We start from the raw sequence: 13,364 nt of genomic DNA on the forward strand, positions 1-13,364 counted from the left end.
ATTGACAATTTTATATTTTGTTAGAGATGATTTTACGGTATGTAACTGTATCAATGGGAGACCACGGAACAATGGGGCTCCATTTCGTGTGTCGTGTTTGTTCAGAGTAAGAGGGATTGGAGGAGGAATACAGGATGGAACTGGCAAAAATCACAATAGACCCCACGCTGCTTACCTATGTGGCGCAGGCTCTCGGCAGGGTGCCGGAGAGCCTTTATGACTTACAGAAGATTAAGAACCTGTCCTGCGGCGGCAGGCCGGTGTACCAGAAGGTGGTAGATCCCTTCAAAGACGCCCTGCCTGAGCGGATCGAGCTTGCGGAGGGCGATTTCAGCGTGATTGGAAAGATGGCAAGGCTGAAGAAACTGGCGATCTCCGCGATGCCTGTGAAGGATTTTTCCTTTTTGGCCGCCTGTACCGCCCTGGAGAGCCTGGAGATTTCGGCCTGCGGCGTGGTGGACTGCGCTTTCCTGGGGAACCTGTATAGTTTGAGGAGCCTGAGCCTGCTTGACTGCTCCGGGCTGGAGCATATGGAGGAGATCCTGAAGCTCTTCCGCCTGGAAATGCTTTCCCTGGAGGGCAGCCAGATTTCCAATGCGGACTGCTTCCTGAACTGCCGAATCAAAGAAGTCCGCCTGCCCGAACATATCCTGAAGGAAAAGCAGGCAGAGCGGGAGAAAGAGGCGGAGCTGAAAAAGCAGGCGGAGCGGGCAAGGAAGGCAGAGCCCTGCCCCGCTGTACCCTTTCAACCAGCGGAACGGGGGCAGAACCAGCATCCTTACGAGCTGCATGACTTCAACTCGCCCCTGTGGGAAAGCTACAGGGGCGCATACGGGAACATAGAAGACTATCTTGTCATCTTGATGGGTGAGAGGGACAAGGCGCCCGAAACCTTCAAGCTGCGCCGCCTGGAAAGCATCCCGAAGACGAACTATGAACTTGCCTTTGACAATCTCTGCGAGAACCTGTGGCACCAGATGAGCTTTTATCCGGCCACCTGGCTGGCGCTGCCCTATCTGGCCAGGCTCATGGAGGGCTGGGAAAGGGAGAAGGAGCTGGAATGGATGTTCCGGGGCATCCTGGCGGCAGGCAGCATCCTCGCCACGGACGTATTTGGGGACAGGCCGGGCGAGGAGGACATCTGTGAAAGCTACCGGAATGCCGGACTGCAGATCCGCGCCATGACCATTGATGTCCTGGCGGGGAACCTGGAGGACATCCGGCAGAAGGGTGTCCAGTGGAGACGGGAATTTTCCATTGCCGTCACGGCGATTCTGGGGGAGCGGAAGCTGGCGTATATGCTTTATCTTTCTGGCTTTCAATCGTACTATATCGTCTGCCCTGCATGCGAAAACTGCGATGAAGAGATGGAAGTGGGCTATTTTGAGCTTTCGGAGCGGATGAAGAAGATGAGAATGTCTTCCGGCAAATGGGACGGCAAAAGCCTGGAGGATGTCAAGCTGTGGCTGCCCAACCTGCTCCACCTGCTGGAGGACGAAGAGGGGGAGGAGCTCCTTTCCTATTATTTCGGAACCTATGTATGCCCGGAATGCGGGGAGGAGATGCCGGTGCTTGCGGGGATGGAGGAGTATTATTTGGCAGAGTAGGATGTAGGCTGGGGGCTTATAGGACAGAAAGCTGGCAGGGAAGAGAGCGGGCAGGGCAGAAAGCCTGCGGCTGTCGGAGCAGCCTTTTCGGTCGAATGGGGCGTGTGGAAAAAGGGAGAAGACGGACAGAGCGGGAATGGGCATGGAAAAGCGAAGGGAACCGGGCGACAGCGGGAAATCTCCCGGCCGGATGATGGGCAGGGCTGCGGTGGTATTGCTGGCCCTGGCTCTGCTGACCGGGTGCAGCAGGGAACGGATGGAGACCCGCAGGGAGATTGCGCGCATAAAGAAAGCGGCAGAGAGCGTGGCGGAGGACAGGGCTGCGGCGCATATTCTGGAAAAATACGGCATAGAAGCCCTTGCGGAGGGGTACTGGGTTCAGGCGTACGATGACTTTTTTGCCCCCAATGTGAATTCCAACGTGGTGGTCTTCCTGGAACATGGGGACAGGAAATTCTCTGTACTTAAATCTTAAGGAGATAGAGTACAAGGGAATGCTTGTACTTTGGGTATATGTTCCGGTCAGTTCGCATATTGAAATCTGTTGTGGAAAGATATATGACCGTAACGGAGATGCAGACCAGGATGTGACTACATCTGCGGATTTAGTAGCAAATATTTCTAATAGGAAATCGGCAGCATATATTGAGCGTAAGATATTTCCATATGCCGCAGAAGAAGATTTGTGTATGGATTTAGTCAGGAAAGCCCGGCAGATGGCAGTCAATAAATTTAAAGACCATCCTTGGGGCAATATGACGGACATGGAGCTGTTACGAAGTGCCGGGCTTTATGAAAAAGACATGGAAAGCGGAAAAGAAGGCTTTAACATGGCGTGTATTCTCTTATTTGGAAAGCCGGAAACCATTCAGTCCTGTGTGCCGGGATACAAAACAGATGCCATTTACCGTGTAGAGAACTTAGACCGTTATGATGACCGCTTGATTGTGGAAAACAATTTGATGGAGAGCTATGACCTGTTAATTGACTTTATTCCCGCGAGCAATGAGTCAAGTGGGCATGCTTGCATGCACATTTGACGAATGCCGCGAGGGTCAAATACCCCGCTGCTCTGCAGCGCTGCAAGATTGATACCCCGTTGCTTGCAGCGGGGTATTTGATTAAGAAACACACCGATGATAAGTTTTTCCTGATTGACGGTGTCAATGTAAGCTTAAGAACTGCCATAGCCAGAGAGATTGTCAGCAATCTGCTTGTGCATAGGGAATTTAAGAGTGCGTTTCCGGCAAAGCTGATTATTGAAAAAGACAGGATATGGACGGAGAACTGGAGCAGGACACAGTGGAAGGGGAGAATCAGTCTTGAGAATTTCACTCCTTATCCGAAAAATCCCATAATAGCGAAATTTTTTGTAAACATTGGATATGCGGATTCACTTGGTTCTGGTGTTCGGAATTTGTACAAATACACGAAAATCTATTCCAATGCGGAACCGGATTTTGAAGAAAATGATGTTTTCAAGTTGATCGTGCCTATGCGGCCAGCGGGGGCAACGTTGACAAACAATGGAAAAAGCAGCGAGGTTACAAAAGTTACAGAAAAAGTTACAGATGTTACAGAAAAAAGGATTCTTGAATTATTAAAAGATAACGCAAAATATAAAACTGTAGAACTTGCTGAAATGCTTGATATAAGCAGAAAAACGGTATCTGTTAAGCTTAAAAACTTAAGGGAAAAGGGCATTATAGAAAGAGTGGGGTCTGATAGAAAGGGATATTGGAATATTTATCTGTAACTCTTAGGTTACAGAAATTGAAGAAAAAGGAAACATCATATTTTTGAGACTTGATATTAATAAAAGCAGTGATTTTAGAACGTAGAGGAAAAGTTTACAAACACACTTGACAATCTTTCTCTGAAGGGGAGCGTCCCACAGAAGCGGGGCAAACCACAGAAGAACCGCATCCCACAAAGACAGGAGAAGTGAGGGTTGTAAAACAAATCCTCTCACAGGAAGAGCTGGACGTCCTGCCCGGGGATGCCCCCCGCAGGGACTATCAAATCTATTCCAACGGTACATGCGGCATGAGCGCGGGCTATCAGTACGCAGTGGCGGTAAGGCAGGGAAAACAGTGAGCATAAGGATGGGCTTTCAGCATCTGAAAGTGCATCCGAAGACGCAGAACGCCCCGGAGCCGCCATGGCGACAGCGCCCCGCAGGGCGCAAATTCCCAGTCCCTTTCCATGAAAAAGCGCGGGCGATATAGATAGGAGACCAACTGTTATGAATAAGGATTCTATGGATAATGAAAAATGGTGGAAGCAACTAAAACCTCTTCGTCTCGCACCAAACTGGAAAATGATGTGGAACAAATTGAGAGACATAGAACCAGATAATCTGAAAGAAGACGATGACGCATGGCTCTTTACCTTTGTAGAGGATATGGTCTACATGACAAACGAATACACGTATAAGAACAATAAGAAAAACGTTAAACATATTCTTGCAGTTGACCTGGGCTGGTATCCTGAAGGTGACAGGAATGGCGGCTATCATCTTGTAGCGATTTTAGATAATAACTGGAACGAACCAATCCTTGAGATGAGAACACGAAGCACACAAAAAGTCGTGGATACGATAGAATTATGGTTATTTGAAACACTGAAAAATTGGGAAAACAGGATATATAAGTCTGGATCCATAACCTGAATTTGGACGCATCTATAAACACATTTTTTCATGGCAACAGCGAGGACGCTTTTCATGAAAAGGAGCATCCTAACGGGACATGGGGCATGAGCGCGGGCTATCAGTATGCAGTGGCGGAAAAGCAAGGAGAATACGGAAAATACTGAGAAAAGGGATGGCCTTACAGCATCCTGAAGGAGCATCCGGAGCATCCGGAGCCCCATAACGCCCCGGAGCCGCCATGGCGGTGACGCCCCGCAGGGCGCAGCCTTTTGGCAGGACAGAGACAGCGGCTCAGCGAAACACAGGCCGCCGTCCGGCAGGCCGATAGAGAAGCATGCCGGTTCATACGGTACTGCCGCAGCCTGGATAAAAAGATGGGCAGAGATTCATGACAGGGGGATTTTGCGAAGATGGATGAGCGGAAAGAGCGGAATGAAATGAGAAAGATAGCATTGGAACATGAGGCCTGGAGGCTGGCGGAGGAGCCCCGCATGGAGCCTCCTGCCCGAGAACTGGTAGAGCGGTTCCGGGAATGCCCGGATACCCATATGGATTCCGATGTCTTTGCGGAGCTATGCGAACGAATCTGTGAGTCGAATACCATATACCCGGCATTCTATCTGGTCTTCCCCTATCTGGTGGAGATCGCGATGGGACAGCCGCCGGCGCAGGCGGGGGAACTGTGGGAGTGGATGGGGGCATGGATTTCGGAAAGCTATCAGCCCTATGCAGCGGGGATGCCCCGGGAGGTGATGGAAGTGTACCGGGAAAGCCTTTCTGTGGCGGAGACGGCTGTACTGGATTATATCTGCCGGTGTGGTTTTTCTTCCCATAGGGGCAGCATCCATTATCTGTCAGGGGCGCCTTTCGCATTCGTGAAACCGGAATTCGGATATCTTTCAACCATGTCCGATACGGAACTTTGGGAGGAAGCGTCCTGCCCCAATGGACATACGGAAACTTATACGATTCGAAAGAAAGGAATCGCAGACAGCAGCAACAGGCGCATTTCCATGCAGGAGACGGCATGGGAAGAAGTGGGGAGGCTGATTGGCAAAATGCCTGCCCGCCAGCCCAATCCCTGGGCTGGCCTACTGTCTGTAGTCAATGGGCTTGAAGACTGCCGGGAGAAGCAAATGGCGGAAGCTGCCTGCAGAAAGGGAATCAGCCGGGAGACGCCGTTTCCGGTGGCGGTATTTCTGTACCTGTATCTGCTGCAGAACATGGGCAGGGCAGAAGAGGATGCGGAGTTTTCGCAGCTCTGCCGCCGGATGTTCGACAGGATTTCCTGCCCGGCATGCGGTGCACAGTTTATCTTTATGGACGGATGGCTGCATTCCTTTGAATCAGAATAAACATACTATGGAACGGAAGACACAGCCAATACGCAAGAAACATTTCCGGAATCTGCCGGGAGAGAACATGGAAGGAGAGAAAATACGATGCTGGAATTTGCCCCCAATACCAATATGCTGGAATACCGGGACGGCGCCTATCTCTGCAATGGAACGAAGCGGGTAGAAGCGCCGCTGAATCTGGAGACCCTGGAGGAAGCTGTCAGGCAATGCCCGAAGCTTCAGGCGGTCTCCCTGTATGACGCCCCCTTTGGCGACCAGTGCTTCCCCCTTTTGGCGCAGATACCCAGGCTGAACATGCTGGCTCTGCTGCGGGGCGGGCAGATTACCGGACATGGACTGGAACTGCTAAAAGACCTTCCGCTGAAAGACCTGTTTTTGCAGCGGACTGCCCTGGACGATGAGGGGCTGGCGCAGGCCGCCCAGATTGGAAAACTGGAGAATCTCTACATAGCCGCCTGCCGTCATGTCACCCCCAGGGGCTGCTGGCCATTGCCTGGAGGGACAAACTGCGGGTCAGCGATACCGACAATCAGGATGAAGAGGGGCTGGCAGGGCTGTTCACAGAGACGGAGCGCAAGGCTTATGAGGATGCCCGCACCTATAAAACCATGAAAAACAGGATTCCGCTGGACAGTCCCGAACTGCAGGAGCCAGTCCGTGCGCTGCAGGAATTCTTTCACGACATGACCCGCTGGGAGCGGACGGCAGAAGAAAGAGACCAGGGCAATCGGGGGGATACGCCTCGCCGGGAGCGGACGGCAGAAGAGAAAGACCAGAGCAATCGGGGGGATACGCCCCGTCGGGAGCAGACGGCAGGAGAAAGCCAGGGTGTGCAGGCGGATATCGATGGGCTGTTTGCCAGGCGGGTGAGCTGGACGCCCCGTCCCGGCTGGCGCCCTGTCGATCTTTTCTGGAAAAGAGGTGGGACATATACGAATTACCGTCTGGTGGCCGGAGAGCGGGTGACGAAAAGCAAATTTTGGATTTATGCAGAAGCGGACATTTTCTACTATCGTTACCTGATGCGCCTGATCGACGGTAACTGGATGATTGACAACGCCCAGTGGTGCCAGGCGGGACGCTGGTCATTCTGCGGGCTGTGACCCGGACGGCCAGTGGAAGGGAAGGACTGTGAAAAATATGAGAAAGCCTATGGATGATATGGCAAAACCGTTCCCCTACGTTTTCCCGCAGATGCCGCCCCGGTTCCGGCGGTGCCGGGCTTTTGCGAAAGCGGTATTCCTGATGCAACGGGGATGTTTTGCCGTTTTTTGCCTATGCACCATGGTGTTGTCTGTCCTGCTGATTGCTCTGGGAGGGGATATGGAAGGGAGCGCCGTGACGGATCAGCATCCGTTCCTGGGGTTTTTAGTTCCGATAGCTGCCGTATCGCTCCTGCTTTTCTTTCTGGCCGTCCCCATTGGGTTTGCGCCCAGGCTTTTCTGGCGGTGCCCATGCTGCGGGCGTCCGTTTCCCTATTATACTGCATAACGCTGAATACTGCCTAATGTAATCATGCGATTGAACCAGTCAGCGTTATGCAGTCTGGTTTCACGGCAGGTGAAATCGTTAAGCAGTATATGTTCCGACGAGAGGGGACAAACTGAGGGAAAAGGAGTGTCTGATGGCTATCCGGGGTCTGCATATCAAATATGTGAAACCGAAATTCTGCCCGCTGGTCATTCCGTTTGCCTGCCCAGGGTGTGGATGCAGGTTTTTTGAGGTGGATGGGGATTTCCTTACCGGGCGTTGAAGGGGGAGTTTTTTCCCACAACTACCCCGATTTCATGTGAAACCGAGGCGGCTGCTTAGACATCATGCCTGTATTTTGGAAAGAAGTGCTTCCTGAAGTACCTGAGAGAAATTTAAGCCCATGTCCATGGCTGCTTCGTTGAGCCAGGCAGGGATGCTTAAGGTTTTCTTTACGGCGCGCGAATTTGTACGCTTTTTATAGGCAAACATATCAAATTCGACTACTACCAGGAATGAATTGGCTTCTGGAGTGATCGCTGTCGGATCGGAGGGTTCTGGAAGCGGCTGCAGCTCCTTTTCACGGCAGGCCAATGCTAAAATAATTTTTTATGGTGAAAGGCAAGTTAAAAGAAAAAATAGGAGAGCAGCGCAAAGTATACGAAGCCCTGAAAGCCGGGGACGCAAGCCTGGTCTGCTACAAGGAATTCCAGAACGGCCAGTGGGGGACGGACGATGCCAATTATACGAACCGTCTCCGCCTGGCCTATTTTCTTCTGTATGAAAAAATCGACGATGAAGGCGCGGTCGCATATCTGTTCCGGGAAGAGCTGAAGGACAGGGAGAACAATTCTTTCCAGGGCATAGGGAGCACCCTGTGCATCCTGACATGGCTGCTGCGGAAATATAACGGCGGCCACAAGTACGACACCCTGTTCCAGCGGGCGAAGGACGCCAACTTTGACTGTGCCTGCGGCTACGACGTGGAGAACGCGGTTGAGGAGGACTTCGGGAAGAACGACCTGCTGGACTGCATCTTCCTATGCCAGGAGATGGCGTATAATGACGTGATGGGGATTCTGGTGGACGCCTGGAAAGAGGGAAGGGGTAACCCGGCAGACTGGAACCCTTCAGACCGCCGCACCCTCATAGGTTTCAACGCCTTTCTCGACAGAAATCACAAAGGGCATTGCCGCCGCCAGAGCCGCGGATGACCCATACGCCGAAAAGCTGGAGCGGGCATACCGGAGATGGCGGAAGGAGCGGGGGCTGTCGGACTAGTCCCCCAGGACTGGGGGCAGCATGGGCTGGAGGTGCAATTCTACTGCCGTTCTACCCCGAAAACAGGGCATTCTCCTGGGATTCGGTTGCAGGATGGAGGGTATGGAGCTAAAATAGGCTTAGAAACAGCGCCAGCCCATGTCCGGGTGTCGGGCGGGGCTGACGCGGGACTATTAATCAGGAGGAAAAACAGATGACCCATATCGACAAACAAGCGTTCGGTACCTTCGTAGCCATGCTGCGGAAAGAGAAAGGCATCACCCAGAAGGAGCTGGCAGAGCGGCTCTTCCTGTCGGATAAGGCGGTGAGCAAATGGGAGACTGCCGCCAGCGTCCCCAGCATAGACCTGCTGATACCGCTGGCAGACCTGCTGGGAGTCACAGTGACGGAACTGCTGATGTGCAGGCGCATGGAGCAGGACAACGCCTTGAGCGCCGCCCAGGTGGAGCAAGTGGTGAAAACGGCTGTCTCCTACTCGGACAAACAGCCCCGAGCCTACCAGAAAAACAGGAAATGGGGACTGATCTACCTCCTCTCCCTGCTGATTGCCTGCCTGGAATTATGGCTTTCTTACAGAGCCGGGAGCATCACGGTGGGACTGAGCGTATCCATGGGTCTGGGCGCCACATTCGGGCTCTACTTCTGCTTTTTCGTAAAGGAAAAGCTGCCTGCCTTTTATGATGAAACCGAAGTCTGCGTCTACACGGACGGACTGTTTGAGATGAACCTGCCTGGCCTTTCCCTGCACAATGGAAATTGGGGAAAGATATTGCAGGCAGGCCGTATCTGGTCTGTGACGATGATGCTGGCGTATCCGATCATCAGCTACATAGAGACGCTGCTTTTTCCGGGAATCCTGCGGGATATCATCGACCTGTTTTTCGCCCTGCTCTTTGTTTTAGGCGGGTTCTTCCTCCCGGTTTATATCCTTGGCAACCGATATAAAAAAAGGAAATCATAGCTGGCCCCAGGGGCAGGCTGTGGAGCGCCGATTATGCCTGGATGACCAAGACACAGAGCGGCATCGCCTACTATGTCTGCTTTTCGACGGCTTTTTTCTTTACCGTCGTCCGGCAGATTGTATTTCTATTCGGTTAAATGGCGTGGTTATTGAAGTAGTCCGTCACTTACGGTGATAACACGGCTGCTGCTTTTCGCCGCTTCCGGTGAATGAGTAACCATGATAATTGTCTGTCCGCGTTCCTTGTTGATACGCTGCAGCAAACTCATTATCTCTGCTCCTGTATGACTATCGAGGTTTCCCGTGGGTTCGTCCGCAAACAGGATTTCGGGATTTCCAATTAGTGCGCGGGCGATTGCCACACGTTGCTGCTGTCCCCCGGACAATTCGCGGGGAGTATGCCCTCGTTTGTCCGATAAGCCGACTACCTCTAAAATATCTTTCAGCGGTTTTTTGTAGTCCCGCATTTTCTTTCCGTCCAGCAAAAGCGGAAGCATGATATTTTCTTCCACATTCAAGTTTGGGATAAGGTTGTAAAACTGAAAAACAAATCCTATATTCTGCCGCCTTATCCGGCTCATTTTTTCATCATTGAATTTTGAAATATCCATGCCGTTCATAAAGACAGAGCCGCTTGTAGGTACATCAAGCCCTCCGAGAATATAAAGCAGCGTACTTTTTCCAGAGCCGGACTGTCCCATGATGGAAACAAATTCACCCTGTATCACTTTCAGCGATAGAGATGGACGGAGCAGAAAAAGTATTACCTCTTTATGTATTCAAGAACAATGTACAGGGGAATAGTGAACCCATTTCCCATTTGACCTGTTCCACAAATTCCGGCTTCATGTGTCCGTCGGCAAAACCTTGAAGCTCTGCGCCATGAAATACGTTGCTGATAGCAGACAGCAGGGAAAGTAGGTGTGGACTTGAAAATCATTCTAAAGTATATCTTAACAAACGTAAAAGAGCGTAAAGCAAGAACTTTCGTTATGCGCAACAGACAGGCTGCAAATAATATGTTCTATTACTATCAATACCAGGAAATTTTCAGACATTTCCTTATGCTGTTTGCGGTGGGTGGATACTGCTGATAATTGCAGGAGAGTGAACCGATGCATCCCCTGTTTTTGGGGAAATTCCGGATGGAGATTGTGCTGTATTCAGGCGAACAGACAGCAGGGGTTTGTGCATATCATACAAGTATAAAGGATGTATTTTTGTGCAAAATCTCCTTTGATTTTCATCCATATGATGATGTATAATAAATAAAAACGTGTTGCAGAAACTGCGTAAATCCAGTTAGATGCAGCATGTTTTTTTATTCATGACAATAGAAAATGACAGGGAATATGTTTTACGAATTCAGCGCGTAGCCTTTGGCGTAAATCCAGCAGCCGGGGCTATGGGCTGATTTTTCGTGAAATGTTGTATGATATGTCCCTATGCCCTGAAAATCAGGGCAGGTTTATGGAAAGGAGACCAGACATGGAATCAAAAAGTAATTCATTTCTTGCAAAGGAGCCGATTCCCCGGCTGATGGGGAAATACGCAGTCCCCTGTATCATCTCGCTCCTGGTGGGCGCACTGTACAATATCGTTGACCAGATATTCATTGCCAATGCCTCATATCTCGGCTCTTACGGGAATGCCGCAAATACCGTGGTATTCCCGCTGACCGTGATTGCCCTTGCCATCGCTGTCATGGTGGGCGATGGCTGCTACGCCTTTGTGAGCCTGAGCCTTGGGAAAAACAAGCCGCGGGATGCAGGAAGGAGCATGGGAAATGCAATCCTTCTTACCGTGATCTTCAGCCTTGTCCTGTGCGCGGTCTACCTTATATGGGACAGCCGGATTATCGCCATGTTCGGAGGGACAGTGAATGAAGAGACCTTCCGCCATTCCGGGGAGTATTTTTTCTGGATCACCCTGGGCATTCCGTTTTATATGTTCGGGCAGGCAATGAACCCGGTCATCCGTGCGGACGGCAGCCCGAAATTTGCCATGGCGTCCACGCTTGCAGGAGCGGCTATAAACATTGTCCTTGATCCAATCTTTATCTTTGTGTTCCGGTGGGGTACCTTGACAATTCTTTTTCGCAATGCTATAATCAAGGTACCTAAAGAAAAAGAGGGATGACTTATGCAGGAAAAAAACATTTGCCCCGGCTGTGGACGGCATTGTGATCTGGAAAGGCCGCACTGCGGCAGAGGGGAGGAATACCGCCGCGCCGGGAACATGCCGGAGCGGCAGGGGAAACATCGGGATCAGAAAATGCAGACAGTCGATGATCCGGCAGCGGATATCAATGACGGTCTGATTCTCAGCCTGCGGGATTTGCATCATACCATGCGCTCGCTATATGAGGGGAAGGCCAGCCAGAAGCGCATCCTGATTATCCTGAACGGGTTGGAAGCAATCACCCAGAGGGATCTGACGGAGCGTTTGGGAATCCAGCCGGGTTCAGCCAGTGAGATTCTGTCCAAGCTGGAAGGCTCAGGCTGGATCGTCCGGACACAGAATGAATCTGACCGCAGGACGACGGACATCTCTCTGACAGACAGCGGCAGGAAAGTTGCGGAAGAGGCGCTAAAGCAGCGCAGACAGCGGCATGAGGAGATGTTTTCCTGTCTTTCGGGAGAGGAAAAGCAGGAACTGCTGTCACTTCTGGATAAAGTCCGCTGTGACTGGAAAAAACGATACAAGGAAAACGAGGATACGTTCAGACACGGCCATCGGCATGGATGCTGGGATGAGGGCGGCCACCATGAAGGACATGGCCATTGGGATGAAAGCGGACACCATGGGGGCTCAAATGGGCATGGAGGACGCTGACCATGTGGAAATACATCAGAAAGTATCTGCTCTTTGCCATCATCGCAGGCCTGTTCATGCTCGGCGAGGTGATGATGGACCTGGTGCAGCCGGGATTCATGAGCCGGATCGTGGATGACGGTGTCCTCGGCGTCAACAACGGGGGCAGCGCCGACCTGCCCCTGATATGGATGCTGGGGCTGCAGATGATCGGCCTTGTCCTGGTGGGCGGGCTCTGCGGTTCTCTCAACAATGTGTTCGTACACATATCCAGCCAGAATATCGGAAATGAGATCCGAAAGGACTGCTTTGGCAGGATCATGGATTTTTCTTTCCCGCAGATGGACCGCTTCGGCACAGGTTCCCTGGTGACAAGGGTGGCCAATGATATAGCGTGCCAGTTATAGGCGCATCAAATAAAATACGGGCAGGAACACACTGGAAAAGGGATTGCAGGATGCAGTCCTTTTTTGATATGGGAAAAGGAGAATATCAGATTATGACAAATTTAACAAAGTATGAAATGGAGACCGTAGTTAATTATAATGCCGGAGAGCAGACGGCAACCGTCTATACAAGGGATAAGTCAGTGATGCGCAGACTGGATCGGCTTGTGGCGGATTATCCTGACAGCTACAAACTAACAGGCCCAAAAGCAGCAGTTATTTACGGAAAGCCAGTTTGATGCGCTGTCAATCGGGGCAAAGCTGCTTTATGGAATGATGATCGACCGCATGGAGCTGTCACAGAAAAACGGGTGGATTGATAAACATGGAAGGGCGTACATATATTTCACAGTTGATGAGGTAAAGGACAGATTTCATTGCGCCAATGACAAGGCAGTGAAGCTGATGAAGAGCTTGACAGTGACAAAGGGATAGGCTTGATTGAGAGCGTAAGGCAGGGATTGGGAAAGCCGAATATTATTTATGTCAAAAACTTTGTAGGCGGTTCACAGGTATAGGAAATATCTTTTATGTAAGATAGACAGGGATGAGAGGGATTCCGCCGTAGCAGGCATTGTGGAAATGTCGTATAACTGGCTGCGTTCATGAAACTGTGGGAAAGCTGCTTTTGCTTTTCCACAGGCTGTGAATGGGGGTTTCCATAGTTTTATAGCCTGTTTATCTTAATTTAAGGATAAACTTGCTTATCCTTAAGATATTTTTATCCCCATCTTTTTGAAACTGCCCGTATCCTTGGTGTTTAAACACAAAAAG

17 protein-coding genes and 1 pseudogene are annotated in these 13,364 nt (G+C 51.0%); 17 read left to right on the forward strand and 1 reads right to left on the reverse strand.

The window, feature by feature from the left end:
• Positions 1-134: 134 nt before the first annotated feature.
• The 12 genes from NFS35_RS02975 to NFS35_RS03030 all read left to right on the forward strand — a co-directional run bounded on the left by NFS35_RS02975 (position 135) and on the right by NFS35_RS03030 (position 9,330).
• Positions 135-1,607: a leucine-rich repeat domain-containing protein gene (locus NFS35_RS02975; RefSeq protein ID WP_251205651.1), complete on the forward strand. Its 1,473-nt coding sequence runs from the start codon at positions 135-137 to the stop codon at positions 1,605-1,607.
• 142 nt (positions 1,608-1,749) lie between these two features.
• Positions 1,750-2,082, forward strand: a complete 333-nt coding sequence (locus tag NFS35_RS02980; protein WP_251205652.1) for a hypothetical protein — start codon at positions 1,750-1,752, stop codon at positions 2,080-2,082.
• The gene (locus NFS35_RS02985; protein WP_251205653.1) at positions 2,048-2,647 is read left to right on the forward strand and encodes a hypothetical protein; all 600 of its coding nucleotides are present in this window, start codon (positions 2,048-2,050) and stop codon (positions 2,645-2,647) included. Before NFS35_RS02980 ends, NFS35_RS02985 begins: the two co-directional genes overlap by 35 nt.
• A 77-nt stretch (positions 2,648-2,724) precedes the next feature.
• Complete coding sequence (locus NFS35_RS02990) at positions 2,725-3,363, forward strand: winged helix-turn-helix transcriptional regulator (RefSeq protein ID WP_251205654.1); 639 nt, start codon at positions 2,725-2,727, stop codon at positions 3,361-3,363.
• Between the two features lie 188 nt (positions 3,364-3,551).
• Positions 3,552-3,704, forward strand: a complete 153-nt coding sequence (locus tag NFS35_RS02995; protein ID WP_251205655.1) for a hypothetical protein — start codon at positions 3,552-3,554, stop codon at positions 3,702-3,704.
• 148 nt (positions 3,705-3,852) lie between these two features.
• On the forward strand, positions 3,853-4,278 hold the full coding sequence (locus tag NFS35_RS03000; protein ID WP_251205656.1) for a hypothetical protein: 426 nt from the start codon (positions 3,853-3,855) through the stop codon (positions 4,276-4,278).
• A gap of 392 nt (positions 4,279-4,670) precedes the next feature.
• Positions 4,671-5,615 (forward strand): hypothetical protein, encoded by a 945-nt coding sequence (locus NFS35_RS03005; protein ID WP_251205657.1) that lies wholly within the window; start codon positions 4,671-4,673, stop codon positions 5,613-5,615.
• 87 nt (positions 5,616-5,702) lie between these two features.
• Complete coding sequence (locus NFS35_RS03010; protein WP_251205658.1) at positions 5,703-6,230, forward strand: high mobility group family protein; 528 nt, start codon at positions 5,703-5,705, stop codon at positions 6,228-6,230.
• Entirely contained in the window at positions 6,227-6,721 is a 495-nt protein-coding gene (locus tag NFS35_RS03015) for an NTF2 fold immunity protein (RefSeq protein ID WP_251205659.1), read from the forward strand. The genes NFS35_RS03010 and NFS35_RS03015 overlap by 4 nt, the downstream gene beginning before the upstream one ends.
• A gap of 28 nt (positions 6,722-6,749) precedes the next feature.
• A complete protein-coding gene (locus tag NFS35_RS03020; protein ID WP_251205660.1) occupies positions 6,750-7,109 on the forward strand; it encodes a hypothetical protein in 360 nt (119 codons plus the stop codon).
• Between the two features lie 590 nt (positions 7,110-7,699).
• A complete protein-coding gene (locus NFS35_RS03025) occupies positions 7,700-8,302 on the forward strand; it encodes a hypothetical protein (protein WP_251205661.1) in 603 nt (200 codons plus the stop codon).
• A gap of 260 nt (positions 8,303-8,562) precedes the next feature.
• Entirely contained in the window at positions 8,563-9,330 is a 768-nt protein-coding gene (locus tag NFS35_RS03030; RefSeq protein WP_251205662.1) for a helix-turn-helix domain-containing protein, read from the forward strand.
• A 146-nt stretch (positions 9,331-9,476) separates the two neighbouring features.
• Here the strand turns inward: NFS35_RS03030 and NFS35_RS03035 are convergent.
• A pseudogene (locus NFS35_RS03035) lies at positions 9,477-10,070 on the reverse strand (ABC transporter ATP-binding protein); the annotation flags it as partial.
• Between the two features lie 748 nt (positions 10,071-10,818).
• On the opposite strand from NFS35_RS03035, the gene NFS35_RS03040 reads away from it, so the two are divergent.
• The 5 genes from NFS35_RS03040 (at position 10,819) to NFS35_RS03060 (ending at position 13,025) form a co-directional block, all read left to right on the forward strand.
• Positions 10,819-11,469, forward strand: coding sequence for an MATE family efflux transporter (locus NFS35_RS03040; RefSeq protein ID WP_330639976.1), 651 nt, complete (start codon positions 10,819-10,821; stop codon positions 11,467-11,469).
• 3 nt (positions 11,470-11,472) lie between these two features.
• Positions 11,473-12,165, forward strand: a complete 693-nt coding sequence (locus NFS35_RS03045) for a MarR family winged helix-turn-helix transcriptional regulator (protein WP_251205663.1) — start codon at positions 11,473-11,475, stop codon at positions 12,163-12,165.
• A gap of 2 nt (positions 12,166-12,167) precedes the next feature.
• Positions 12,168-12,551, forward strand: coding sequence for an ABC transporter transmembrane domain-containing protein (locus NFS35_RS03050; RefSeq protein ID WP_251205664.1), 384 nt, complete (start codon positions 12,168-12,170; stop codon positions 12,549-12,551).
• A 92-nt stretch (positions 12,552-12,643) separates the two neighbouring features.
• The gene (locus tag NFS35_RS03055; RefSeq protein WP_251205681.1) at positions 12,644-12,829 is read left to right on the forward strand and encodes a hypothetical protein; all 186 of its coding nucleotides are present in this window, start codon (positions 12,644-12,646) and stop codon (positions 12,827-12,829) included.
• Between the two features lie 34 nt (positions 12,830-12,863).
• On the forward strand, positions 12,864-13,025 hold the full coding sequence (locus NFS35_RS03060; RefSeq protein WP_251205665.1) for a replication initiator protein A: 162 nt from the start codon (positions 12,864-12,866) through the stop codon (positions 13,023-13,025).
• The last annotated feature ends 339 nt before the right edge of the window (positions 13,026-13,364 follow it).

Source organism: Acetatifactor aquisgranensis, assembly GCF_943193215.1.
GTDB lineage: Bacteria > Bacillota > Clostridia > Lachnospirales > Lachnospiraceae > Acetatifactor > Acetatifactor aquisgranensis.

What these genes read in the sequence shown, in the direction of transcription:
- NFS35_RS02975 (WP_251205651.1), top strand. Translation starts at nt 135, where the DNA reads ATGGAACTGGCAAAAATCACAATAGACCCCACGCTGCTTACCTATGTG.
- NFS35_RS02980 (WP_251205652.1), top strand. Translation starts at nt 1,750, where the DNA reads ATGGAAAAGCGAAGGGAACCGGGCGACAGCGGGAAATCTCCCGGCCGG.
- NFS35_RS02985 (WP_251205653.1), top strand. Translation starts at nt 2,048, where the DNA reads ATGGGGACAGGAAATTCTCTGTACTTAAATCTTAAGGAGATAGAGTAC.
- NFS35_RS03000 (WP_251205656.1), top strand. Translation starts at nt 3,853, where the DNA reads ATGAATAAGGATTCTATGGATAATGAAAAATGGTGGAAGCAACTAAAA.
- NFS35_RS03005 (WP_251205657.1), top strand. Translation starts at nt 4,671, where the DNA reads ATGGATGAGCGGAAAGAGCGGAATGAAATGAGAAAGATAGCATTGGAA.
- NFS35_RS03010 (WP_251205658.1), top strand. Translation starts at nt 5,703, where the DNA reads ATGCTGGAATTTGCCCCCAATACCAATATGCTGGAATACCGGGACGGC.
- NFS35_RS03015 (WP_251205659.1), top strand. Translation starts at nt 6,227, where the DNA reads ATGAAAAACAGGATTCCGCTGGACAGTCCCGAACTGCAGGAGCCAGTC.
- NFS35_RS03025 (WP_251205661.1), top strand. Translation starts at nt 7,700, where the DNA reads ATGGTGAAAGGCAAGTTAAAAGAAAAAATAGGAGAGCAGCGCAAAGTA.
- NFS35_RS03030 (WP_251205662.1), top strand. Translation starts at nt 8,563, where the DNA reads ATGACCCATATCGACAAACAAGCGTTCGGTACCTTCGTAGCCATGCTG.
- NFS35_RS03040 (WP_330639976.1), top strand. Translation starts at nt 10,819, where the DNA reads ATGGAATCAAAAAGTAATTCATTTCTTGCAAAGGAGCCGATTCCCCGG.
- NFS35_RS03045 (WP_251205663.1), top strand. Translation starts at nt 11,473, where the DNA reads ATGCAGGAAAAAAACATTTGCCCCGGCTGTGGACGGCATTGTGATCTG.
- NFS35_RS03050 (WP_251205664.1), top strand. Translation starts at nt 12,168, where the DNA reads ATGTGGAAATACATCAGAAAGTATCTGCTCTTTGCCATCATCGCAGGC.
- NFS35_RS03055 (WP_251205681.1), top strand. Translation starts at nt 12,644, where the DNA reads ATGACAAATTTAACAAAGTATGAAATGGAGACCGTAGTTAATTATAAT.
- NFS35_RS03060 (WP_251205665.1), top strand. Translation starts at nt 12,864, where the DNA reads ATGATGATCGACCGCATGGAGCTGTCACAGAAAAACGGGTGGATTGAT.